This is a genomic window from Streptomyces sp. MGP-P1 (assembly GCF_057766565.1).
Map to the genome: position 1 here is coordinate 48,029 of NZ_JBYMEM010000006.1, position 22,490 is coordinate 70,518.

20 protein-coding genes and 1 pseudogene are annotated in these 22,490 nt (G+C 71.6%); 11 read left to right on the plus strand and 10 right to left on the minus strand.

Features of this window, described 5'->3' with window-relative positions; genetic code table 11:
• The first annotated feature begins 22 nt into the window (after window positions 1–22).
• Complete coding sequence (locus tag AC3CH1_RS15935; protein ID WP_488463551.1) at window positions 23–1,273, plus strand: helix-turn-helix domain-containing protein; 1,251 nt, start codon at window positions 23–25, stop codon at window positions 1,271–1,273.
• Window positions 1,274–1,508: 235 nt separating this feature from the next.
• Window positions 1,509–2,498 carry a malate dehydrogenase gene (locus tag AC3CH1_RS15940; RefSeq protein ID WP_488463552.1) on the plus strand — a complete coding sequence of 330 codons (990 nt, stop codon included), beginning with the start codon at window positions 1,509–1,511 and terminating at the stop codon, window positions 2,496–2,498.
• A gap of 80 nt (window positions 2,499–2,578) precedes the next feature.
• On the opposite strand, the gene AC3CH1_RS15945 is transcribed toward AC3CH1_RS15940, so the two are convergent.
• Window positions 2,579–3,094: a carboxymuconolactone decarboxylase family protein gene (locus AC3CH1_RS15945; RefSeq protein ID WP_488463553.1), complete on the minus strand. Its 516-nt coding sequence runs from the start codon at window positions 3,092–3,094 to the stop codon at window positions 2,579–2,581.
• Window positions 3,095–3,141: 47 nt separating this feature from the next.
• On the opposite strand from AC3CH1_RS15945, the gene pdxR reads away from it, so the two are divergent.
• The 3 genes from pdxR to AC3CH1_RS15960 all read left to right on the plus strand — a co-directional run bounded on the left by pdxR (window position 3,142) and on the right by AC3CH1_RS15960 (window position 6,112).
• Window positions 3,142–4,542, plus strand: coding sequence for a MocR-like pyridoxine biosynthesis transcription factor PdxR (gene pdxR / locus AC3CH1_RS15950; protein ID WP_488463554.1), 1,401 nt, complete (start codon window positions 3,142–3,144; stop codon window positions 4,540–4,542).
• 104 nt (window positions 4,543–4,646) lie between these two features.
• Window positions 4,647–4,919 (plus strand): hypothetical protein, encoded by a 273-nt coding sequence (locus tag AC3CH1_RS15955; protein WP_488463555.1) that lies wholly within the window; start codon window positions 4,647–4,649, stop codon window positions 4,917–4,919.
• 5 nt (window positions 4,920–4,924) lie between these two features.
• The gene (locus AC3CH1_RS15960) at window positions 4,925–6,112 is read left to right on the plus strand and encodes a glutathionylspermidine synthase family protein (RefSeq protein ID WP_488463556.1); all 1,188 of its coding nucleotides are present in this window, start codon (window positions 4,925–4,927) and stop codon (window positions 6,110–6,112) included.
• 37 nt (window positions 6,113–6,149) lie between these two features.
• Here AC3CH1_RS15960 and rocD read toward each other — a convergent pair whose 3' ends face one another.
• Complete coding sequence (gene rocD / locus AC3CH1_RS15965; RefSeq protein ID WP_488463557.1) at window positions 6,150–7,355, minus strand: ornithine--oxo-acid transaminase; 1,206 nt, start codon at window positions 7,353–7,355, stop codon at window positions 6,150–6,152.
• 302 nt (window positions 7,356–7,657) lie between these two features.
• On the opposite strand from rocD, the gene trpS reads away from it, so the two are divergent.
• Window positions 7,658–8,650 carry a tryptophan--tRNA ligase gene (gene trpS / locus AC3CH1_RS15970; RefSeq protein WP_488464409.1) on the plus strand — a complete coding sequence of 331 codons (993 nt, stop codon included), beginning with the start codon at window positions 7,658–7,660 and terminating at the stop codon, window positions 8,648–8,650.
• Window positions 8,651–8,773: 123 nt separating this feature from the next.
• Window positions 8,774–9,373, plus strand: a complete 600-nt coding sequence (locus tag AC3CH1_RS15975; protein WP_488463558.1) for a 2'-5' RNA ligase family protein — start codon at window positions 8,774–8,776, stop codon at window positions 9,371–9,373.
• Between the two features lie 54 nt (window positions 9,374–9,427).
• Here the strand turns inward: AC3CH1_RS15975 and dprE2 are convergent.
• A pseudogene (dprE2, locus tag AC3CH1_RS15980) lies at window positions 9,428–10,182 on the minus strand (decaprenylphospho-beta-D-erythro-pentofuranosid-2-ulose 2-reductase).
• 53 nt (window positions 10,183–10,235) lie between these two features.
• Window positions 10,236–11,600 (minus strand): decaprenylphosphoryl-beta-D-ribose oxidase, encoded by a 1,365-nt coding sequence (gene dprE1, locus AC3CH1_RS15985; protein WP_488463559.1) that lies wholly within the window; start codon window positions 11,598–11,600, stop codon window positions 10,236–10,238.
• Window positions 11,601–11,772: 172 nt separating this feature from the next.
• Between dprE1 and AC3CH1_RS15990 the strand changes: the two genes are divergently transcribed.
• On the plus strand, window positions 11,773–12,750 hold the full coding sequence (locus tag AC3CH1_RS15990; protein ID WP_488463560.1) for a YihY/virulence factor BrkB family protein: 978 nt from the start codon (window positions 11,773–11,775) through the stop codon (window positions 12,748–12,750).
• Here AC3CH1_RS15990 and AC3CH1_RS15995 read toward each other — a convergent pair.
• Window positions 12,747–14,102: a D-alanyl-D-alanine carboxypeptidase family protein gene (locus tag AC3CH1_RS15995; RefSeq protein ID WP_488463561.1), complete on the minus strand. Its 1,356-nt coding sequence runs from the start codon at window positions 14,100–14,102 to the stop codon at window positions 12,747–12,749. The genes AC3CH1_RS15990 and AC3CH1_RS15995 overlap by 4 nt on opposite strands.
• 133 nt (window positions 14,103–14,235) lie before the next feature.
• Here AC3CH1_RS15995 and AC3CH1_RS16000 point away from each other — a divergent pair, with 133 nt between their 5' ends.
• The 3 genes from AC3CH1_RS16000 (at window position 14,236) to AC3CH1_RS16010 (ending at window position 17,741) form a co-directional block, all read left to right on the plus strand.
• Window positions 14,236–14,481, plus strand: coding sequence for an SCO4848 family membrane protein (locus AC3CH1_RS16000; RefSeq protein WP_228922465.1), 246 nt, complete (start codon window positions 14,236–14,238; stop codon window positions 14,479–14,481).
• Window positions 14,482–14,514: 33 nt separating this feature from the next.
• Window positions 14,515–15,897 (plus strand): metallophosphoesterase, encoded by a 1,383-nt coding sequence (locus tag AC3CH1_RS16005; protein WP_488464410.1) that lies wholly within the window; start codon window positions 14,515–14,517, stop codon window positions 15,895–15,897.
• Between the two features lie 290 nt (window positions 15,898–16,187).
• The gene (locus AC3CH1_RS16010; RefSeq protein WP_488463562.1) at window positions 16,188–17,741 is read left to right on the plus strand and encodes an ABC transporter substrate-binding protein; all 1,554 of its coding nucleotides are present in this window, start codon (window positions 16,188–16,190) and stop codon (window positions 17,739–17,741) included.
• A 10-nt stretch (window positions 17,742–17,751) separates the two neighbouring features.
• Here the strand turns inward: AC3CH1_RS16010 and AC3CH1_RS16015 are convergent, their stop codons facing one another.
• The 5 genes from AC3CH1_RS16015 to sdhA form a co-directional block, all read right to left on the minus strand.
• Entirely contained in the window at window positions 17,752–18,507 is a 756-nt protein-coding gene (locus AC3CH1_RS16015; protein WP_488463563.1) for a TetR/AcrR family transcriptional regulator, read from the minus strand.
• Window positions 18,508–18,663: 156 nt separating this feature from the next.
• Window positions 18,664–19,098 carry a hypothetical protein gene (locus tag AC3CH1_RS16020; RefSeq protein ID WP_488463564.1) on the minus strand — a complete coding sequence of 145 codons (435 nt, stop codon included), beginning with the start codon at window positions 19,096–19,098 and terminating at the stop codon, window positions 18,664–18,666.
• Between the two features lie 113 nt (window positions 19,099–19,211).
• On the minus strand, window positions 19,212–19,811 hold the full coding sequence (locus AC3CH1_RS16025) for a hypothetical protein (RefSeq protein ID WP_488463565.1): 600 nt from the start codon (window positions 19,809–19,811) through the stop codon (window positions 19,212–19,214).
• Between the two features lie 136 nt (window positions 19,812–19,947).
• Complete coding sequence (locus AC3CH1_RS16030) at window positions 19,948–20,724, minus strand: succinate dehydrogenase iron-sulfur subunit (protein ID WP_488463566.1); 777 nt, start codon at window positions 20,722–20,724, stop codon at window positions 19,948–19,950.
• Entirely contained in the window at window positions 20,724–22,478 is a 1,755-nt protein-coding gene (gene sdhA / locus AC3CH1_RS16035) for a succinate dehydrogenase flavoprotein subunit (protein ID WP_488463567.1), read from the minus strand. The genes AC3CH1_RS16030 and sdhA overlap by 1 nt, the downstream gene beginning before the upstream one ends.
• Window positions 22,479–22,490: the final 12 nt, after the last annotated feature.

Genomic DNA, 22,490 nt, shown 5'->3' on the forward strand with positions numbered 1-22,490 from the left:
GGGGACAAGAGGGGGGAACGCGATGCCTCGTTGGAAGGCACTGCCCGAAGAGCTCGATCCGCAGATCAGGGAGTTCGCCGGCCAGCTGCGAAAGCTCGTCGACCGCAGCGGGCTGAACATCAACGCCGTGGCCGACCGCACGGGTTACAGCAAGACGTCCTGGGAGCGGTATCTCAACGGGCGGCTGCTCGCCCCGCGCGGAGCCGTCGTGGCCCTCGCCGAGGTGACGGGCACCCCTCAGCACCACCTCACGACCATGTGGGAGCTGGCGGAGCGGGCCTGGAGCCGGGCCGAGATGCGCCACGACATGACGATGGAGGCCATCCAAATCACGCAGGCCCGTGCCGCGCTCGGCGAGCTCGGCACGACGGCTCCCGACGCTCCGGCGGCCGCACGGTCCGGCCGGTCCTCCGCCGGAGGCCGGCACAGCGCGTCCGGCGTCGGCGCGCGGGTTCCCGCCGCCGCGGCACCGGCCGGCACGGACGCGCCGCCCCGCGAGGCCTACGGCAAGGACCCGTACGGCGGCGGGGCTCACGAGCCCGGCGACGACGACACGCGCCAACTCCTCGTCCCCATCCAACGCGGCACCGCACCGCCCCCCGCCCACCACCAGGACCGACCGTACGACGGCGGGCCGAACCAGGACGGGCAGCGGCCGAACCAGGACCGGCCGCGGCCGAACCAGGGCGGGCCGCGGCCGGAGCGGAACACGGCGGGGAGCACCGGCCGCGGCTCTGGCTCCGGCCGGGACGCGCGCGGGACCCGGCCGGGCAAAGCCCCCGGCGGTCGCAGGAACGGCCCCATGCTCGCCGTCGGGGCCGTCGGCGCCCTGATCGTCGTGGTCGGCGCGGTGCTGCTCGCACCGGGCGACGACGCGGCCAAGGCCACCCCCACCTCGTCGGCGGCTCCCACCGAGGCCGCCTCGGAGCTGCCCGTGGGCGTCGAGTGCAGCGGCGCGGAGTGCGCCGGGAAGGACCCCGAGGCGATGGGCTGCGGCGGCGAGTTCGCCCGTACGGTGGCCGGCGCCGTGGTCGGCGGCAGCAAGATCGAGGTCCGCTACAGCGAGGTCTGCTCCGCCTCCTGGGCCCGGCTCTCCGAGGCGGCCATCGGCGACACCGTGCGGATCACCGTCGGCGAGGGGGCGCAGAACAGCGAGGTCATGGGGGACTCCGACGCGTACACCCCGATGGTCGCGGTGAAGAAGGCGGCCGACGCCAAGGCCTGCGCGACGCTCACCTCCGGCACGAAGGGGTGCACCGACCCGGGCGAGTGACGGCGGGCCCGCGGGGCGGCGGAAGCCAGGAGCCTCGTGGCCCACGGGCGCAATGCGTGACCGGTTGTGTGCGGTGCCACAGGGGGGCGGGCGGCCGGGCCGGGCCGGGTCCGATAGCCTGACCGCTGGATATCTCTTCACGTCAAGATTCGTCGGGGCGGGGAGGGTGTTCAGCACCAGGGTCCGGCACCAGGGGCCGGGACCCCCACCGCCAGCTGTCTAAACGGAGACCGCCATGACCCGCACTCCCGTGAATGTCACCGTGACCGGCGCAGCCGGCCAGATCGGCTACGCGCTGCTCTTCCGCATCGCCTCCGGCCACCTGCTCGGCCCGGACGTGCCGGTCAACCTGCGCCTCCTGGAGATCCCCCAGGGCCTCAAGGCCGCCGAGGGCACCGCGATGGAGCTCGACGACTGCGCCTTCCCGCTGCTGCGCGGCATCGAGATCACCGACGACCCGAACGTCGGCTTCGCCGGTGCGAACGTCGCCCTGCTCGTCGGCGCCCGCCCGCGCACCAAGGGCATGGAGCGCGGTGACCTGCTCGCCGCCAACGGCGGCATCTTCAAGCCGCAGGGCAAGGCCATCAACGACAACGCCGCGGACGACATCAAGGTCCTCGTCGTCGGCAACCCGGCCAACACCAACGCGCTCATCGCGCAGGCCGCCGCCCCGGACGTACCGGCGGAGTGCTTCACCGCGATGACCCGTCTGGACCACAACCGCGCGATCTCGCAGCTGGCCGCCAAGACCGGCGCCGCCGTCTCCGACATCAAGAAGCTGACGATCTGGGGCAACCACTCGGCCACCCAGTACCCGGACATCTTCCACGCGGAGATCGCCGGCAAGAACGCCGCCGAGACCGTCAACGACGAGGCGTGGCTGGCCGACACCTTCATCCCGACCGTCGCCAAGCGCGGCGCCGCGATCATCGAGGCCCGTGGCGCGTCCTCGGCCGCCTCGGCCGCCAACGCCGCCATCGACCACGTGCACACCTGGGTCAACGGCACGGCCGCCGGCGACTGGACCTCAATGGGCATCCCGTCGGACGGCTCCTACGGCGTCCCCGAGGGCATCATCTCCTCCTTCCCGGTCACCACGAAGGACGGAAAGTACGAGATCGTCCAGGGTCTGGACATCAACGAGTTCTCCCGTGCGCGCATCGACGCGTCGGTCAAGGAGCTCACCGAGGAGCGCGACGCGGTCCGCGAGCTCGGCCTCATCTGAGACCCGCACCCGCGCGACACGTCGAGCGCCCCCGGCACCTGCTGCCGGGGGCGCTCACGCATGCTCCGCGGAGCCCCTGGTCAGCTGCTGTGGTCGCCGGGCGTGTAGTGGCCGGGCCCCAGACGGCCGGTGACGCCGAAGCGGTTCCAGACGTTGATCACGCTGATCGAGGCGATCAGCTGGGCCAGCTCGGTCTCCTCGAAGTGCTTGGCGGCCTCCTCGTACACCTCGTCCGGGACGAAGCCGTCGGTCAGGACGGTGACCGCCTCGGTGAGGGCCAGCGCCGCCAGCTCCTTCGGGGTGTAGAAGTGCCGCGACTCCCCCCAGGCGCTGAGCTGGACGATCCGCTCGACCGACTCGCCCGCCGCGAGCGCGTCCTTGCTGTGCATGTCCAGGCAGAACGCGCAGTGGTTGAGCTGCGAGGCCCGGATCTTCACCAGCTCGACCAGGACGGGGTCCAGGCCTTTGCGGGCGGCGATGTCGAGCCGGACCATCGCCTTGTAGACGTCCGGGAGGAGCTGGGAGACGGAGATCCGGGGCGGCTCCTCGGGGGAGAGGTCGCCCGGGGCGTGGTGGTGCTCGTGTGTGGAGGTCATGAGGACGACGCTACGACGCCGATGGCACCCCGGTATGGTCCATTGGCATGACGGATTCCTGGGCCACTTTCGGCGCGGACCTGCATCTGGAACCGGTCGGCCAGGGGCTCCGCAGCGGGCTGATGGAGGCGCTGCGGGAGGCGGTGCGCACCGGTCGCCTGGCCCCCGGCACCCGGCTGCCGTCCTCCCGGGTGCTCGCCGCCGACCTGGGCGTCGCCCGCAACACGGTCGCCGACGCCTACGCCGAACTGGTCGCCGAGGGGTGGCTCACCGCCCGCCAGGGCTCGGGGACCCGGGTCGCCCAGCGGTCCGCGCCGCGCCGGAACGACCCCGTGGCGGCCCGGCCCCGGCCGACGCGGCCCGGGGCCGGGTACAACCTGAAGCCCGGCTCGCCGGATCTCTCCGCCTTTCCGCGCACCGCCTGGCTCAAGGCCGCCCGCAAGGCGCTCACCGCCGCGCCCGACGAGGCCTTCGGCTACGGCGATCCGCACGGCCGCGTCGAACTGCGCACCGTGCTGGCCGAGTACCTGGCGCGGGCGCGCGGGGTCCACGCCGACCCGGAGCGCATCGTGATCTGCTCCGGCTTCGCGCACGGGCTGACGCTGCTGGGCCGGGTGCTGCGGCGGCGCGGGGTCCGGGACGTCGCCGTCGAGTCGTACGGCCTCGACGTCCACAGGGACCTCCTCACCGACGCCGGGCTGCGCACCCCGTGCCTGCCCCTGGACGAGCACGGGTCCCGGACCGGCGAGCCAACCGCGCTGCGCGGCGCGGGCGCGGTCCTGCTGACCCCGGCGCACCAGTTCCCCACCGGCGTACCGCTGCACCCGGACCGGCGCGCCGCCGCCGTCGACTGGGCCAGGTCCACCGGCGGGCTGCTCCTGGAGGACGACTACGACGGGGAGTTCCGGTACGACCGGCAGCCGGTGGGGGCGCTCCAGGGCCTCGACCCGGAGCGGGTCGTCCATCTCGGCACCGCCAGCAAGTCGCTGGCCCCGGGGCTGCGCCTCGGCTGGATGGTGCTGCCCCGGGGCCTGGTGGGGGAGGTGGTGGCGGCGAAGGGCGGTTCCGACTGGATGTCCGGCTCGCCCGACCAGCTGACGCTCGCGGAGTTCATCGCTTCGGGGGCGTACGACCGGCATGTGCGCTCCATGCGGATGCGCTACCGCCGCCGCCGCGACCAGCTCGTCGCGGCGCTCGCGGAGCGCGCGCCGGGCATCGAGGTCAGCGGCATCGCGGCCGGGCTGCACGCGGTTCTCGAACTCCCGCCGGGCGCCGAGCGTTCGGTGATCCAGGCGGCGGCGTTCCAGGGCCTGGCACTGGACGGTCTCGCCCGCTACCGGCATCCGGACGCCCCGGCCGCCCGCGACGCCCTGGTGATCGGCTACGGCTCGCCGTCGGAGAGCGCCTGGGCGGGCGCGCTCGACGCCCTGTGCCGGGTGCTCCCGTGAGGGCCAGGTTCCGAACAGCACCCCCCTCCCACTAATCTGACAAGAGGTCCGGTGGCGGAAAAGGGGCGCCGGATCCGAACGCGTACTACGGGGGAGAACCGAACATGTCCACACGAAGGCTGAGGTCGAGCACGGTCGTGCTCGGCGGTATGGGGCTGCTCGCCCTGACGATCACGTCCTGCGGCTCGGAGCCGGACAAGCGCTGCGCCGACCGCACGACGCAGCGGACCCTGCCGAGCTCCGAGTGCCGCGGCGGCGGCAACGGTTCGTACTACTACGGCGGCAAGAGCGACAGCGGCAAGGTGCAGGGCGGCAGCTTCGACAAGTCGGCGGTCGACCGCGGCGGCTTCGGCTGCTCCGGCTCCGGCGGCGGCTGACCGTCGTGGAACGCTGCACGATCGAGCCGCGCCCCGGCTGGCAGGAGACCGTCGAGGCGCAGGGGGTCGTCTACCCGCTCACCCGCTACCCGGACGGTTCGCTGCGCCCGTACTGGGACGAGAGCGCCTACTACGTCTTCTCGCTGCCCGAGATCGAGGCGCTGGAGGAGATCGTCGAGGAACTGCACACGATGTGCCTGGCCGCCGCCGCGCACATCGTCGAGCAGGGCCGCTTCGCCGACCTCGGCATCACCGACCCCCGCCTCGCCGCGCTGGTCGCCGAGTCCTGGCGCCGCCGCGCCGAACTACCTTCCGTGTACGGGCGGTTCGACCTGCGCTACGACGGGGACGGCCCGGCGAGGATGCTGGAGTACAACGCCGACACCCCGACCTCGCTGGTGGAGGCCGCGAGCGCGCAGTGGTTCTGGATGGAGGACCGGTTCCCCGGGGCCGACCAGTGGAACTCCCTGCACGAGCGGCTGGTCGACGCCTGGAAGCGGCAGGCGCCCCTGCTGCCGCCCGGGCCGCTGCACTTCGTCCACTCCGACGGCGACGAGCTGGGCGAGGACCTGATGACGGTCGCGTACCTGCGCGAGACCGCCCGGCAGGCCGGACTCGACACCGAGGCGCTGTCCGTCGAGGAGATCGGCTGGGACCGCCTGTCGGGCCGGTTCGTCGACGAACGGCTGCGGTTCATCCGCAGCTGCTTCAAGCTCTACCCCTGGGAGTGGCTGGCCACCGACCGCTTCGGCCCGCAGGTGCTGGACACCCTCGACAACGGCGGCGGCTCCGGCACCACCTGCTGGATCGAGCCCGCCTGGAAGATGCTCCTCTCCAACAAGGCGCTGCTCGCGATCCTCTGGGAGCTGTACCCCGGCCACCCCAACCTGCTGCCCGCCTACCTCGACGGCCCGCGCGAGCTGGCCGGTCCCGGCGGGGCCGGATACGTGTCCAAGCCGCTGCTCGGCCGCGAGGGCGCCGGCGTCGAGCTGTACGGCCCCGGCTCGCCGCCCGTGACGCGCGACGAGCCGTGCTGCTACCAGGAGGCAGCCCCACTGCCCGACTTCGACGGCAACCGGGTGGTGCTCGGCGCGTGGGTCGTCGAGGACGAGGCGGCGGGGCTCGGCATCCGGGAGTCGGCGGGGCCGGTCACGGACGAGTACGCCCGCTTCCTGCCCCACGTCATCCTCTGAGAGCCGGGGCCGGGCCCCGGCCCTGCCCCCGGCTCCCTCAGGCGCTCAGTGCCGCCCGCAGCCGGTCCAGGCCCCAGTCGAGGTCCTCCTTGCTGATCACCAGCGGCGGGGCGATCCGGATCGTGGAGCCGTGGGTGTCCTTCACCAGCACCCCCAGCTTCATCAGCCTCTCCGAGATCTCCCGGCCGGTGCCCAGCGCCGGAGCGACGTCGACGCCCGCCCACAGACCCCGGCCGCGCACCGCCTCCACCGCGCCGCCGCCCGTCAACAGGCCCAGCTCCCGGTGCAGATGGTCGCCCAGCTCCGCCGCCCGCTGCTGGTACTCGCCGGTCCGCAGCATCGCGATCACCTCCAGCGCCACCGCGCAGGCCAGCGGGTTCCCGCCGAACGTGGAGCCGTGCTCGCCGGGCCGGAACACGCCGAGGACGTCCGCCGACGAGACGACCGCCGACACCGGGACCACCCCGCCGCCGAGCGCCTTCCCCAGCAGGTACACGTCCGGCACCACGCCCTCGTGCTCCAACGCGAACGTCTTCCCGGTACGCCCCAGCCCCGACTGGATCTCGTCCGCGATGAACAGCACGTTCCGCTCACGGGTCAGCTCCCGTACGCCGGGGAGATAGCCGGCCGGCGGCACCAGCACCCCGGCCTCGCCCTGGATCGGCTCGATCAGCACCGCCACGGTGTTCTCGGTCATCGCCTCCCGCATCGCGGTGAGGTCCCCGTACGGGACGATCTCGAAGCCGGGGGTGTACGGGCCGAAGTCGGCCCGCGCCTCCGGGTCGGTGGAGAAGCTGACGATCGTGGTCGTGCGGCCGTGGAAGTTGTCCGAGGCCACGATGATCTTCGCCATGCCGTCCGGCACGCCCTTGACCCGGTAGCCCCACTTGCGGGCGGTCTTCACCGCGGTCTCCACGGCCTCCGCACCGGTGTTCATCGGCAGCACCGTCTCCATGCCGCACAGTGCCGCCAACTCCGTACAGAAGTCGGCGAACCGGTCGTGGTGGAAGGCCCGGGACGTCAGCGTCACCCGATCCAGCTGGGCCTTGGCCGCGTCGATGAGCCGACGGTTGCCATGGCCGAAATTGAGTGCCGAGTATCCGGCGAGCAGATCGAGGTACCGGCGGCCCTCGACATCCGTCATCCAGGCGCCCTCCGCCGAGGCCACGACGACCGGCAACGGGTGGTAGTTGTGCGCGCTGTGCGCCTCGGCGGAGGCGATGGCAGTTTCCGTGATCGACACGGGATCTCCGTTCGTCGTGCGGCGTGGGCGGGGGTGGTGCCCACTTTGTATCGTCGGTCGGAACCCGCGCCGGGAAACCTCCATCGCCCGGCGCGCCCGCCGTCGCACGCCGGGCAGCCGAAATGTGCGGTTCTCCTCGGACGTGCGCTCCCGTGCTCCGAGCTCCCGCGGGTACGCGCCCTCTCCGCCCCGCACCGGCTGCCAGAGATCGCCCCCGTACCTGAGACAATGGAGCCATGGCCTCTGACCTCCCCACCGACCAGCCGCAGACGGGCCGCACCGGTGCGGCCGCCCGTCCGCGCGTGCTCTCCGGGATCCAGCCCACCGCGGGCTCGTTCCACCTCGGCAACTACCTGGGCGCGGTGCGCCAGTGGGTGGCGCTGCAGGAGAGCCACGACGCCTTCTACATGGTCGTGGACCTGCATGCGATCACCATCCCGCAGGACCCCGCCGAGCTGCGGGCCAACACCCGGCTCGCCGTGGCGCAGCTGCTGGCGGCCGGTGTGGACCCCGAGCGCTGCACGCTCTTCGTCCAGAGCCATGTGCCCGAGCACGCCCAGCTCGGCTGGGTGATGAACTGCCTCACCGGCTTCGGCGAGGCCTCCCGGATGACGCAGTTCAAGGACAAGTCCGCCAAGCAGGGGGCCGACCGGGCCACCGTCGGCCTCTTCACCTACCCGGTGCTCCAGGTCGCGGACATCCTGCTCTACCAAGCGAACCAGGTCCCGGTGGGCGAGGACCAGCGCCAGCACATCGAGTTGACCCGCGACCTCGCCGAGCGGTTCAACGGCCGGTACGGACAGACGTTCACCGTCCCCGCGCCGTACATCCTCAAGGAGACGGCGAAGATCTACGACCTCCAGGACCCGGCGGTGAAGATGAGCAAGTCGGCCTCCACGCCGAAGGGCCTCATCAACCTGCTCGACGACCCGAAGGTCACCGCGAAGAAGGTGAAGAGCGCGGTCACCGACACCGACACGGTGATCCGCTTCGACGCCGAGAAGAAGCCGGGCGTCAGCAACCTGCTCACGATCCTCTCCACCCTCTCCGGCAGCCCCGTCGAGGACCTGGAGCGGAGTTACGAGGGCAAGGGCTACGGTGCGCTGAAGACCGATCTGGCCGAGGCCATGGTGGAATTCGTCACTCCTTTCCGGACCCGCACCCAGCAGTACCTGGACGACCCGGAGACGCTGGATGCCATCCTGGCCAAGGGAGCGGAGAAGGCCAGGGCCGTCGCCGCGGAGACCCTGGCACAGACGTACGACCGGATGGGCTTCCTGCCCGCGAAGCACTGAGTCCAAGGACCCTGGCGAGATCATGGCCGCAGGGGTCACACTTGCGGCGACGAACGCGTGGGCCGGAAACCCGGCCCACGCGGCATGACCGGAAATCGACCATCGACGGTGGAGGAGAACGACGTGGGGACCGTAACGCTCGGCGTTTCGATCGCGGTCCCGGAGCCCTACGGCAGCCTGCTCCAGGACCGCCGCGCGAGCTTCGGGGACCCTGCCGCCTTCGGCATTCCCACCCACGTCACCCTCATGCCGCCGACCGAGGCGCAGTCGGCCGACCTCCCGGCGATCGAGGAGCACCTCGACCGGATCGCCTCGGCCGGCCGGCCGTTCCCGATGCGGCTGTCCGGCACCGGCACCTTCCGCCCGCTGTCGCCGGTCGTCTTCGTCCAGGTCGTCGAGGGCGCCTCGGCCTGCGCCTGGCTCCAGAAGCGGGTCCGGGACGCGTCGGGCCCGCTGGTGCGCGAGCTCCAGTTCCCCTACCACCCGCACGTCACCGTGGCCCACGGCATCGCCGAGGAGGCCATGGACCGGGCCTACGAGGAGCTCGCGGACTACGAGGCCGCCTGGACCTGCGGATCCTTCGCGCTGTACGAGCAGGGCCCGGACGCCGTCTGGCGCAAGCTCCGGGACTTCCCGTTCGGAGCGGGCGGCGGCACGCCCGCCGTCCCTGCCCAGGGCGGCTACACGATCGACGCGCCGCCGGCCCCGTCGCTGCGGCCCTGAGCGCCCCGGCCGGCGAGACCGACGGCGGTTCGACGACAGGACCTGGACCGGCCCCTAGACCGGCAGCCGGCGGAACAGTGGGCGGGGGACGTGCCGCAGCGCCGCCATCACCACCCGGAGCGAACCGGGCACCCACACGCTCTCCGAGCGCCGCCGCAGCCCCGTGATGATCGCCTCCGCAACCTCCTCCGGGCCGGTCGCGAACGGCTGCTCCGGCCGTCCCGCCGTGGCCCGGGTCCGGACGAAGCCGGGACGGACGACCATCACCTGCACCCCGGTTCCCTGGAGCGCGTCGCCGAGCCCCTGCGCGAACGCGTCGAGGCCCGCCTTGCTGGAGCCGTAGATGAAGTCGGCGCGCCGGGCGCGCTCCCCGGCCACCGACGACAGGACCACCAGCGAACCGTGCCCCTGCGCCTGCAGTGCGCCGGCGCACACCAGCCCGGCGGAGACCGCCCCCGTGTAGTTGGTCTGGGCGACCCGGACCGCGGCCATCGGCTCCTCCTCGTCCCGCGCCTGGTCGCCGAGGACCCCGAACGCCATCAGCACCACGTCGATGTCGCCCTCCGCGAAGACCTTGCCGAGGACGACCTCGTGGGAGGCGGAGTCCAGCGCGTCGAAGTCGACGGTCCGCACGTCCGCCCCCCGGCCGCGCAGCTCGGCGGCGGCCGACTCCAGGGCGGGGAGGGGCGCCCGGCCAGCCAGACCCGGCGGGTGCGCAGGGCGATCAGCCGGCGCGCGGTGGCCAGGGCGATCTCGGAGGTGCCGCCGAGGACGAGCAGGGACTGCGGGGCGCCGAAGGCATCCTTCACGGAAATCTCCTGGTCAGAGGGGGTGGGGAGAGACGCGGGCAGCGCCGGGGGCCCTACAGCCCGAGCCGGCGCGACAGGTCGGAGCGGAACGCCTCCGTCGGGTCCAGCCGTGCCCGCAGCTCCCGGAACTCCGCGAGACCCGGGTACATCGCGGCCGCCGTCTCCGGCCGCATCCGGGAGTCCTTGGCCAGGCAGACCCGGCCCCCGGCGGCGGCCACCTCCTCGTCGACGTCGTCGAGGAAGCGGGCCAGTCCGGGCAGGGCCGCGGGCAGGTCCAGGGCCAGGGACCAGCCGGGCGCGGCGAACGACAGCCCGCCGGGGTCCGCCGCCCCGAACCGCTGGAGCACGGCCCGCACGGCGGGGCTCCGGCGCGCCGCGATCCGCCGCACGACCCGGTGCAGGGTCTCCTCCCGGCCGTACCCGACGGCGAACCGGTACCGCACCAGGCCGCCCCGCCCGTACAGGAGGTTCGCGTCCGGGAAGGCGTCCGCGGCGTGGAAGAAGGCGGAAACCGGCCGGAGCCCACCGGTCCGCGCGCGGGGTGCGCCCCGGTAGCGGATCTCGTTGTACAGGGTGGCCGAGGCCGGGCCCAGCAGCCCGCCGGGCACCGGTGGGAATCCGGGGAGCCTGAACCGTCCCTGGGGCCCTCCGACACGCCAGGAAAGCGAAGTGCGCCCCGCGTGCGCCGGGCGCATATCAGGGGTGGCGTGCTCCCCCCGTGTGAGGATCCCGCGTCCGGTCGCCCGGCCCCGGGCCATCAGGTCGATCCAGGCGGAGGCGTACGGCAGCCGGTCGCCGCCCGCGGTGAAGCGGGCCAGCAGATCGTCCAGGTCCCCGGCGCGCTCGGTGGAGACGGACATCAGCCCGGTCGTCACGCGCCGCAGGCGCAGGGTGGCGCCCAGGATCACCCCGGTCAGCCCCAGCCCCCCGGCGGTCGCGTCGAAGAGGGCGGTGCCCGGCAGCACCGTACGGACCTGGCCGTCGGCGGTGAGCAGCTCCAGGGCGCTCACGTGCCGGGCGAACGAGCCCGAGCGGCGGTGGTCGAGGCCGGACAGGTCGGAGGCGATCGCCCCGCCGACCGTCACCCTGCCGGTCCCCGGCACGACCGGCGGAAGCCAGCCGAGCGGCAGCAGCACCCGCAGCAGCCGTTCCAGGCTCACCCCGGCGTCGCAGCGCACCACGCCGGCGGCGGCGTCGACACCGCCGACCCGGGCCAGGCCCGTCAGGTCGAGCACCGAGCCGCCCGCGTTCTGCGCCGCGTCCCCGGGCGACCGTCCCAGCCCGCGCGCGATGACACCCCGGGGCCCGCGCCCCCGGACGACGACGGCGGCCTCCTCGTGGGTGCGGGGGCGGAACCGCACGGCGGTCGTCGGGGCGGTGCGGCCCCAGCCGGTCAAGGACACCGTGTCGACGGACATGAGGGTGACCGTATCGTCCGGGAAATCCCCTTCGCGGCATTGGTGAATTCGCTCACCGGAACGGGTGACGGAGTGAGTGTCGGCGGAGCGTGACGAAGTACCGCCGGGCGGGTCCGGGAGAGTCCGGGGAGGGCCGCCGATGTTCCGGGCCCAGGAGGGTACGCGTGACGTCATGGACTGGCTGAAGAAACTCCCCGTGATCGGGCCCCTGGCCGCCCGGCTGATGGAAACGCACGTGTGGCGTTCCTACGAGCGGCTGGACCGGGTCCACTGGGCCAGGCTCGCGGCGGCGATCACCTTCATCAGCTTCCTGGCGCTCTTCCCGCTGATCGCGGTCGGCGCGGCCGTCGCCGCCGCCCTGCTGAGCGACCAGCAGGTCGACACCGTCAAGGACAAGATCGCCGACCAGGTGCCGGGCATCTCCGACCAGCTGGGCATCGACGGGCTGATCGCCAACGCGGGCACGGTCGGCCTCGTGGCCGGCGCGCTGCTGCTGTTCACCGGCGTCGGCTGGGTCGGCTCCATGCGGGAGTGCCTGCGCGCGGTCTGGGAGCTGGACGAGGTCCAGGAGGCCAACCCCGTCGTCGCCAAGGTGAAGGACGCCGTGCTGCTGGTCGGCCTCGGCGGCGCGGCGCTCGCCACCCTGGCGGTCTCCACCGTCGGCTCGACGGCGGTCGGCTGGACCGCCGATCTGATCGGCATCCCCGAGGACGGGGCCGGCGGCGTCCTGCTGCGGGTGGCCGCCCTGGCGGTCGCGGTCGTCGCGGACTTCCTGCTGCTGCTCTACCTGCTGACGCTGCTGCCCGGGGTGGAGCCGCCCCGGCGGCGGCTGATGGTCGCGGCCCTGCTCGGGGCGGTCGGCTTCGAACTGCTCAAGCTGCTGCTCGGCAGCTACATGCGGGAGGTCGCGGGCAAGAGCATGTACGGCGCGTTCGGCGTGCCGATCGCGCTGCTCCTGTGGATCAACTTCACCGCGAAGCTGCTGCTGTTCTGCGCCGCCTGGACGGCGACCGGCAGCAAGGGCGAGGAGGTCCGCGCGGAGACCGAACAGGCCCCCGGCGCGGAAGGGCCGGGCGCGGGCGGGCCCGGCGCGGGCGGGCCGGGGCCGGGTGGAGCCGTCACGGGGCCCAACGGCTCCACCCGCGTCTAGGACTTGTCGGTCGGAGCGCCCGGGGCGGCCGAGGCGCCCGGGGCGGAAGCGGCGGCCGGCTCCGCCTGCTCGGCCTGCTCCGCCGGGTCGGCCGTCTGCGGGGTGCGGCGGGTGAGGCCGGTCATCGGCCAGCGGCGGTTGACGAGGAACACCCCGCCGGCCAGGAACACCAGCAGACCGCCGATGATCGCCAGGGCGATCCCGACCCCGCTGGAACCGTCCGAAGCCGCCGACGCGTGCTCGGCCTCCACCTGACCCCCCGAGCCCTGGTCGGCCCCGGCGGCGGGTGCCGCGCCCTTGCCACCGGTCGCGGTGCCGGTGTCCACGGACTTCGGCGGCACCAGCTCGCCGACCGGGGCCACCTTGCCGCTCGCGGCGAAGCCCCAGTCGAGCAGGTGGGCGGCCTCCTTGTAGACGGCGTGGCTCTCCTCCGCCGACGGGTTCATGACCGTGACCAGCAGGACCTTGCCGTTGCGCTCGGCGACGCCGGTGAACGTGTTGCCCGCGTGAGTGGTGTAGCCGTTCTTGACGCCGGCGATGCCCTGGTACGGGTCCACGCCGATGTCCCCGGTGATCAGCCGGTTGGTGTTCTGGATCTCGAAGGAGTCGCGCTTCTTCCCCTTCTTCTCCTCGCCGGGGAAGTCGGCGGACGCGGTCGCCGCGTACTCACGGAAGTCCTTCTTCTGGAGTCCGCTGCGGGCGATCAGCGTCAGGTCGTAGGCGCTGGAGACCTGGCCCGGCGCGTCGTACCCGTCCGGTGAGACGACCCGGGTGTCCAGCGCCTGGAGCTCCTCGGCGTGCTTCTGCATCGCGGTCACCGTCTGCGGGATGCCGCCGTACATCTCCGACAGGACGTGCACCGCGTCGTTGCCCGACCGCAGGAACACCCCGAGCCACAGGTCGTGGACCGTGTAGGTGTGGTCCTCCTTGATCCCGACCAGGCTGCTGCCCTCGCCGACCCCGGACAGCTCGCCCTCCGTCACCTTGTGGGTCAGGGAGGTGGGCTGGAGCGCGGGCAGGACGGTGTCCGCGAAGAGCATCTTCATCGTGGATGCGGGCGGCAGCCGCCAGTGCGAGTTGTGCGCCGCCAGGACGTCGCCGTTCTCCGCGTCCGCGACGATCCAGGACCGGCCGGTCAGCTTCTTGGGCAGCACCGGCGCCCCCGCGCCCAGATTGACCTGGGTGCCGGCCTTCGCGAGCTGCTCCCCGCCGAGGCTGGACATCGTGCTCGGCGGCTTGGGCTGTTTGTCGTCGCTCTTGTCCTTGTCGGCCGCAACGGCGGGACTCAGGACGAAACCGGACAACAAGGCGGCGGCGGTGACCGTGGTGGCGATCTTTTTCAGAGCAGGCACGGTCGGAAACGTACAGGGCGAAGGTGTGGATGCGGACCCGGACCGGCTGACCCGCCGCAGGGAACGCCGGGACGGCCCCGTTCGGACGCCACCCCGGGAGAGGGGGCCGGGAGGCGGCGGCGATACTGGACCCATGAAGCTCAGCCGCCGCGTGTCCTGGTTCCTGCTCGCGTTCGGGGTGTGGAGCTGGTTCATCTGGATCACTTTCGTCAAGAACCTGTGGCAGGACGGCAGCGGGCTCGCCTTCGACGACGCGGGCGAGCCGACCGGGTACTTCTGGGTGCACCTGCTGCTCGCCATCACGTCCTTGTCTCTGGGGACGGCGGTCGGCGTGATCGGGTTGCGCGGAGTGAGGGCTTTGCGCGACGACCGCGCATGACGACGGGAACATGGGGAAGCTCGGATGGCAGCAGTGGTCTTCGCTCTGGTGGGGCTCGTCGTGCTGGCGCTGCTCGGCGCCGTGCACCGGTATCTGTGGCGCCGCTTCGTCGGTGACACGACGGCGCCGGGCAGCCCGCTGCGCCGGGCGGGCACCGTCGCGGCCTTCGTCCTGCCCCTGCTGACTGTCGGCGCCATGACGTCCGGCCGGGTGGGAGCCCCCTTCTGGCTCCAGCAGGTGCTGGCCTGGCCGGGCTTCCTCTGGCTGGCCTGCCTGCTCTACCTGACGCTGGCGCTGCTCGTGGGCGAGGGGGTACGCCCCCTTCTCCTGCGGCTCCTCGCCCGGCGCGACGCAAGGACGGGCGCGGCGGAAAGCGGAACGGCTTCCGGCGCCCTCGCCGACGTCCCGGGCGAGACCCGCCCTCGTGCCGAAGAGCTGGTGCCGTCCCGGTCGGGTGGTGCTCCGAGCGGCTCGGAAGCCGTGGCGCGTACGGCCCCGGAGCCCGTGGCGGAACCGGAAGCGGAACCCTCCGCGCAAGCCCCGGACACCACCTCCACCGCCACCTCCACGTCCACGTCCACCGCTCCCGGCCCCTCCCGGCGGCTCTTCGTCTCCCGGGTGGTCGGCGGCGCGGCGGCCGCCGCCGGACTCGCCACCGTCGGGTACGGCACGTACGGCGTGCTGCGCGGGCCCAGCGTCCGGCGCATCACCGTCCCGCTGGCCAGACTGCCCCGCTCCGCCCACGGTTTCCGGATCGCCGTGGTCAGCGACATCCACATCGGGCCGATCCTCGGCCGCGCCCACACCCGCCGGATCGTCGACACGATCAACGCGACCTCGCCCGACCTGGTCGCCGTCGTCGGCGACCTCGTCGACGGGTCCGTCGCGGACCTGGGCTCCGCCGCCGAACCGCTGGCCGCCCTGCGCGCCCGGCACGGCAGTTTCTTCGTCACCGGCAACCACGAGTACTTCTCCGGCGCCGAGCAGTGGGTCGACCACGTCCGCGAACTGGGCCTGATCCCGCTGGAGAACGCCCGGGTCGAGATCGAGGGCTTCGACCTCGCCGGCGTCAACGACATCGCGGGCGAGACCGAGGGGCAGGGGCCCGACTTCGGCCGCGCACTGGGCGACCGGGACCGCGGCCGGGCCGCCGTCCTCCTCGCCCACCAGCCCGTCGTCATCCACGACGCCGTCGAGCACGGCGTCGACCTCCAGCTCTCCGGCCACACCCACGGCGGACAGCTCTGGCCCGGCAACCTCCTCGCCGAGCTGGCCAACCCCACCGTCGCCGGGCTCGAACGCTACGGCGACACCCAGCTCTTCGTCTCGCGCGGCGCCGGCGCCTGGGGCCCGCCGGTCCGGGTGGGCGCCCCCTCCGACATCACCGTCGTGGAGCTGGCCTCCCGTCAGGCGTAGGCGTGGGGCGCGCGTCCGCCTCCGTTGCGGGTGCGACGTTCCGGGAGCCCGTATGCCTGGTCATGGAATCCACACCGCAGAGTCACCGTCAGCTACGGAAACCCGCAGGTAGGAAGCGCGAAACAGCCTTTTCGGACAGAGGTTCGGGCGCGTGTCCAATAAAAGGCTGTGAGCGCCCCATTTACTCTTCCAGATGTGAAAATCGTGTGATTGGGTAAGCGCGAACATGCGGCGATGTGCGCGTCACAAACGCGTCCGCCGAGGTGGGGCTGGTAAGGGAGAGCACGGCAATGCGGTCGGTCCGGGTACGGATTCTCGCGATTCTCGCGGTATTGGTGATAGCGGGCGTCGGTGCCTGGCAACTGCTCCCGTCGGGGGAGGCGAAGACCGACGCGATCACCGTCGGGACATCGGACGTCGTCACCTCCCTCGACCCGGCCGGTGCCTACGACGCCGGTTCCTGGGCGATCTACAGCAACATCTACCAGTCGCTGATGACCTTCAAGCCCGGTGCGGTCACGCCGGAACCGGACGCCGCCGAGAGCTGCGGATTCGTCGGGCAGAAGCTCAAGACGTACCAGTGCAAGCTCCGCGACGACCTGACCTTCTCCAACGGCCGCAAGATCACCGCCGAGGACGTCAAGCACTCCTTCGACCGGATCTTCACGATCAAGTCGGACGTCGGCCCCGCGGGTCTCTTCCCCACGCTCGACACGGTGACGACCGAGGGTCGCACGATCACGTTCAACCTGTCCGGCAAGGACGCGACCTTCCCGCAGAAGATCGCCACCGGCGCCGCCGCGATCGTCGACCCGACCAAGTACCCGAAGGGCAAGCTCCGCCAGGGCAACCAGGTCGACGGCTCCGGCCCGTACGTGCTGAAGTCGTACGAGTCGGGGAAGAGCGCCGAGCTGGTGCCGAACCTGAAGTACCGGGGCGCGCTCAAGAAGACCGGCGAGGCGGTGAACATCCGCTACTTCAAGACCTCCGAGGAACTCCAGACGTCCTGGGACAGCGGCGATGTGGACATCGCCCACCGTCAGCTGCCGTCCGAGACGCTCGCCGAACTCAACGTGAACAACCCGGACGTGCGGGTGACCGAGGCGGCCAGCGCCGAGATCCGCAACATCATCTTCAACGTCCGCGAGGGCTCGCCGTTCGCGGACAAGAAGGTCCGTCAGGCCGTCGCCACGCTCCTCGACCGGGGCCCCCTGGTCCGCAAGGTCTACCAGGGCACGGTCGACCCGCTGTACTCGCTGATCCCCACCGGCTACATCGGCCACAGCACCCCCTTCTTCGACGCCTACCCCTCCTCCGACCCCAAGCGCGCGGCGCAACTGCTGGAGCAGGCCGGAGTGGAGACGCCGGTCCCCGTCCACTTCGCCTATCGCGAGGGCGACATGTACACCAAGGAGACCGCCGAGCTGCGCCGTCAGATGGAGAAGGACGGACTGTTCGAGGTCACGGTCGAGGCCGTGGAGTGGACGAAGTACCAGAAGGGGTACGCGGCCGGCAAGTACGAGATGTACACCGTCGGCTGGTTCCCCGACTTCCCGGACCCCGACACCTTCAGCCAGCCGCTCGTCGGCACCGGGAACGTCCTGCACAGCGGCTACTCCAGCAAGAAGATGGACCAGCTGATCGCCGCCACACAGCAGTTCAGCGACCGCAGCCGGACCTCGAACGACTTCAAGGAGATGCAGTCGCTCGTCGGCGAGGACGTCCCCCTGCTGCCGCTGTGGCAGAAGAAGGACTACGTCGTCGCCAAGTCCGAGGTCGCCGGCTCCCAGTACCTCTCCGACGGCACCGGCACCTGGCGCCTGTGGGAACTCAGCTGGATCTGATCCGGACGGGTCAGCCGGCCGGCCGGGCCTCGGGGGCGTCTCGCCCCTGGGGCCCGGCCGTCTCCGTACCCGGCAGGAACTCCACCAGCAGACCGTGGATCTGCCGTACCAGCGGTCGCAGCACCCGGAACCGGGAGAGCGAGATCGCCCGGGCGGCGATCGGCGCGGTGCGCTCCACCAGCCGGCGGCTGCGCTCGGCGCCCTCGCTGCGGTCGTACACCCAGAACAGCACCAGCCCCATCTGCATCAGCCACATCAACTGCGGCAGCAGTGGCGCCAGTTCCGGGTCGCTCTTGACGTCCGCTCCGGCGACGCAGCGCTCGTGGATGGAGATCGCCGCGTCGCGGGCGGCCACCGAGTCCTCGGAGAACGGGGAGAGCGGGCTGTCCGGATCGGCGGCGTTCTTGAAGAACTGGGCGGCGAAGCGGTGGTACGGCTCCGCCACGTCGAGCCAGCCGAGGAGTACGCCCCTGATGCGTACGGTCAGATCCCGGTCGCCCTCCAGCACGGGCCGGACCGCCGCCGCGTGTTCGCCGGCGATCCGGTCGTAGAAGCCCTGGACCAGGTGCTCCTTGGAGGAGAAGTAGTAATAGGCGTTCCCGACCGAGACGCCCGCCTCCTGGGCGATGGCCCGCATGGTCGTCCGGTCGTAGCCGCGCTCCGCGAAGAGCCGGAGCGCCGTTTCGAGAATCAGCGTGCGGGTCTGCTCGCTCTTCGCGGCCTTGGCCGGTTTGGTCTCCTGCACGTTCTTCTCTTCCTTCGCCACGGGCCCAAGGTTATCGGGGACCCCCCGGTCCTCCGGGCGGGGCGGCGCACTCACGGACCCCGGGTGCGCAGGACGGGAGGGCCGGGGAGCGGTAGCGGGCGGCGGCGTACGAGGCGGGTCCCGGCGGCGCCTCGTACGCGGTTTGGGTCGCCTGGCTCACCGCCCGGGCGCGGGTGCGGCCCACGGGCCCCGGCCGGCCGGCGGCGTCCAGGCCCCCGGCGGCACGGGCGGGGTCTGCTCGCGCTCCAGGGTGCTGCGGCGGCGGATGCGGCTGAGGACCCACACATTGCCCAGGTGCATGACGCCGAGCACCAGCAGCACCACGCCCACCTTCACCGAGAGGACCTCGAACAGCTCACGGGCGTTGGCCACCCCGCCGGCGTATCTCAGGTAGAGCGTGACGAACCCGAGGTTGACCAGGTAGAAGCCGACCACCAGCAGGTGGTTGACGGCGTCGGCGAGCTTCTCGTTCCCGTGCAGCACATCGGCGAGGAAGATCCGTCCGTTGCGGCTGAGCGTGCGCGCGACCCAGACGGTGAGCGCCACGGTGATCAGCAGATAGATGACGTACGCGACAACAGTGAGGTCCATGCCCCACCCTCCCTTGAACGCGTTCAAAAATGCTTTCGGGCATGACTGTAGACCCCTTCTTGAACATGTTCAAGAAGGGGTCCTGGGGGAGGTGGGTCAGAGGGTCCCTGGCGTCAGGCGCTCAGGGAGCGGGCCTGGTTGAGCTGGCCCATGACCGCGGGAAAGGTGTACGGGCCCATGGCGGGGATCATCGTCGAGTGGTGCCGGCCGCCGCTGGTGACCGTGACCTGGATGAAGCCGGTGGTCCGCTTCTCCTTCATCAGCAGGAACAACAGACCGATCAGGCAGAACAGCGCGAAGATGATCGCCAGCACGACCGCGTGCGTCGGGATCTTCTCCTCCGTGCGCGACATGTCCGTGGCCGTCCAGACCGCGCCCTTGAGCGGCATCGTCCCGGACGGGGTGACGATCGCGTCGCTCATCACTGTGATGTCGCCGATCGACAGCATCGGCACGCCGCCCCGGCCGGGCGCTCCCTGGGGCACCGGGAGGTACTGGCCGGGCATCGTCGGCTGCGCCGCGTTGGGGTACCCGTAACCGGGGCCGGGCTGGGTCGCGGACTCCGGCAGCGGCTGCGGATAGCCGTACGCGGGCGGAGCCCCCGGCCCCGGATGGCCGTACCCCGGGCCGTCGGCCACCGTCGGCTGGTGGCCCGGCTGCTGGGGCGGTCCCCACTTGTACGCGTCGTCCGCGTACGGATTCGGCTCGCTCACGACGATCCCCGTTCTTTCGGTCTTCAGCTCCGCTGAACCGTACCGCCCGTGCGGCCCCCGGCGCAGCAACAGGCCCCGCCCCCGGCAGAAGGCTGCGGGGACGGGGCCTGTCGACGTAACAGGTGCTACGAGCGGGTCAGAAGCGACGCGTGATGAGCGCGCGCTTCACCTCCTGGATCGCCTTGGTGACCTCGATGCCACGCGGGCAGGCGTCCGTGCAGTTGAACGTGGTGCGGCAACGCCACACGCCATCACGGTCGTTGAGGATCTCCAGCCGCTGCTCGCCGGCCTCGTCGCGCGAGTCGAAGATGAAGCGGTGCGCGGCGACGATCGCCGCCGGGCCGAAGTACTGGCCGTCGTTCCAGAACACCGGGCACGAGGACGTGCACGCGGCGCACAGGATGCACTTGGTGGTGTCGTCGAACCGCTCGCGGTCCTCGGCGGACTGCAGCCGCTCGCGGGACGGCTCGTTCCCCTTGGTGACGAGGAAGGGCATGACGTCGCGGAACGCCTGGAAGAACGGGTCCATGTCGACCACGAGGTCCTTGAGGACCGTGAGGCCCTTGATGGCCTCGACCGTGATCGGCTTGTCCGGGTTGATGTCCTTGATCAGCGTCTTGCAGGCGAGCCTGTTCTTGCCGTTGATCCGCATCGCGTCGGAGCCACAGATGCCGTGCGCGCAGGAACGGCGGAACGTCAGGGTCCCGTCCAGCTCCCACTTGATCTTGTGAAGGGCGTCGAGGACACGCTCCTTCGGGTCGATCTCGATCTGGAAGTCCTGCCACTGGACCTCGTCGGAGACCTCGGGGTTGAAGCGGCGGATCCGGAACGTGGCGGTGATGAACGGGGAGTCGGCGAAGCCGGCCTCGGGCTTCGCGGTCCCGTCGGTCTTGTCCAGGGTCGGGGTAGCCATCAGTACTTACGCTCCATCGGCTGGTAGCGGGTCGTCACGACCGGCTTGTAGTCGAGCCGGATCGACTCGGCGCCGTCGGCGGCCACCTCGCGGTACGCCATGGTGTGGCGCATGAAGTTGACGTCGTCGCGGTTCGGGTAGTCCTCGCGGTAGTGACCGCCGCGGGACTCCTTGCGGGCGAGCGCGGAGACCGCCATGACCTCGGCCAGGTCGAGCAGGTTGCCCAGCTCGATGGCCTCCAGCAGGTCGGTGTTGAACCGCTTGCCCTTGTCCTGGATGGACACGTTGAGGTACCGCTCGCGCAGCTCGGCGATCTTGTCGACCGCCGTCTTGATCGTCTGCTCGGTGCGGAACACCATCACGTTGGCGTCCATGCACTCCTGGAGCTCCAGGCGCAGGGTCGCGACGCGCTCGGTACCGGTGGAGCCGCGCAGCCGCTCGACCTGGTCGGCGACCAGCTGGGCGGGGTTCTCGGGCAGCTCGACGAAGTCGGTCTTCACCGCGTACTCGGCGGCGGCGATGCCCGAGCGCTTGCCGAAGACGTTGATGTCGAGCAGCGAGTTGGTGCCCAGGCGGTTGGCACCGTGCACCGAGACGCAGGCGACCTCGCCGGCGGCGTACAGGCCCGGGACGACGGTGGTGTTGTCGGCCAGCACCTCGCCCTCGACGTTGGTCGGGATGCCGCCCATGGCGTAGTGCGCGGTCGGCTGGATCGGGATCGGGTCCGTGTAGGGCTCGATGCCGAGGTACGTCCGCGCGAACTCGGTGATGTCCGGGAGCTTGGCGTCCAGCTGCTCCGGCGGCAGGTGCGTCAGGTCGAGGTACACGTGGTCGCCGGCCGGACCGCAGCCGCGGCCCTCGCGGATCTCCGTGTAGATGGAGCGCGAGACGACGTCACGGGACGCGAGGTCCTTCATGACCGGCGCGTACTTCTCCATGAAGCGCTCGCCGTCCTTGTTGCGGAGGATGCCGCCCTCACCGCGGGCGCCCTCCGTCAGCAGGATGCCCATGCGCCAGATGCCCGTCGGGTGGAACTGGAAGAACTCCATGTCCTCCAGCGGCAGGCCGCGCCGGTAGCAGGCGGCCTGGCCGTCACCGGTCAGGGTGTGGGCGTTCGAGGTCACCTTGAAGAACTTGCCGGTGCCGCCGGAGGCGTAGATGACCGACTTCGCCTGGAAGACGTGGATCTCGCCGGTCGCCAGCTCGTACGCGACGACGCCGGAGGACTTCTTGACCCCGTCGACCTCGGTGATCAGCTGGTCCAGGACGTAGAACTCGTTGAAGAACTCCACGCCCTCCTTGACGCAGTTCTGGTACAGCGTCTGGAGGATCATGTGACCCGTGCGGTCCGCGGCGTAGCAGGACCGGCGGACCGGGGCCTCACCGTGGCTGCGGGTGTGACCGCCGAAGCGGCGCTGGTCGATGCGGCCCTCGGGCGTCCGGTTGAACGGCAGGCCCATCTTCTCCAGGTCGAGGACGGCGTCGATGGCCTCCTTCGCCAGGATCTCGGCGGCGTCCTGGTCGACCAGGTAGTCACCGCCCTTGACCGTGTCGAAGGTGTGCCACTCCCAGTTGTCCTCCTCCACGTTGGCGAGCGCGGCGGCCATGCCGCCCTGCGCGGCGCCCGTGTGGGAGCGGGTGGGGTAGAGCTTCGTCAGCACGGCGGTACGGCTGCGCTTGGTCGACTCGATGGCCGCGCGCATGCCGGCGCCGCCGGCGCCGACGATGACGGTGTCGTACTTGTGGATCTGCATGGTTTCCCTCTG

Excerpts from the sequence above, each read along its gene's own strand:
- AC3CH1_RS15935 (WP_488463551.1), top strand. The coding sequence starts at position 23 with ATGCCTCGTTGGAAGGCACTGCCCGAAGAGCTCGATCCGCAGATCAGG.
- AC3CH1_RS15940 (WP_488463552.1), top strand. The coding sequence starts at position 1,509 with ATGACCCGCACTCCCGTGAATGTCACCGTGACCGGCGCAGCCGGCCAG.
- AC3CH1_RS15945 (WP_488463553.1), bottom strand. The coding sequence starts at position 3,094 with ATGACCTCCACACACGAGCACCACCACGCCCCGGGCGACCTCTCCCCC.
- pdxR (WP_488463554.1), top strand. The coding sequence starts at position 3,142 with ATGACGGATTCCTGGGCCACTTTCGGCGCGGACCTGCATCTGGAACCG.
- AC3CH1_RS15955 (WP_488463555.1), top strand. The coding sequence starts at position 4,647 with ATGTCCACACGAAGGCTGAGGTCGAGCACGGTCGTGCTCGGCGGTATG.
- dprE1 (WP_488463559.1), bottom strand. The coding sequence starts at position 11,600 with ATGTCCGTCGACACGGTGTCCTTGACCGGCTGGGGCCGCACCGCCCCG.
- AC3CH1_RS15990 (WP_488463560.1), top strand. The coding sequence starts at position 11,773 with ATGGACTGGCTGAAGAAACTCCCCGTGATCGGGCCCCTGGCCGCCCGG.
- AC3CH1_RS16000 (WP_228922465.1), top strand. The coding sequence starts at position 14,236 with ATGAAGCTCAGCCGCCGCGTGTCCTGGTTCCTGCTCGCGTTCGGGGTG.
- AC3CH1_RS16010 (WP_488463562.1), top strand. The coding sequence starts at position 16,188 with ATGCGGTCGGTCCGGGTACGGATTCTCGCGATTCTCGCGGTATTGGTG.
- AC3CH1_RS16020 (WP_488463564.1), bottom strand. The coding sequence starts at position 19,098 with ATGGACCTCACTGTTGTCGCGTACGTCATCTATCTGCTGATCACCGTG.
- AC3CH1_RS16030 (WP_488463566.1), bottom strand. The coding sequence starts at position 20,724 with ATGGCTACCCCGACCCTGGACAAGACCGACGGGACCGCGAAGCCCGAG.
- sdhA (WP_488463567.1), bottom strand. The coding sequence starts at position 22,478 with ATGCAGATCCACAAGTACGACACCGTCATCGTCGGCGCCGGCGGCGCC.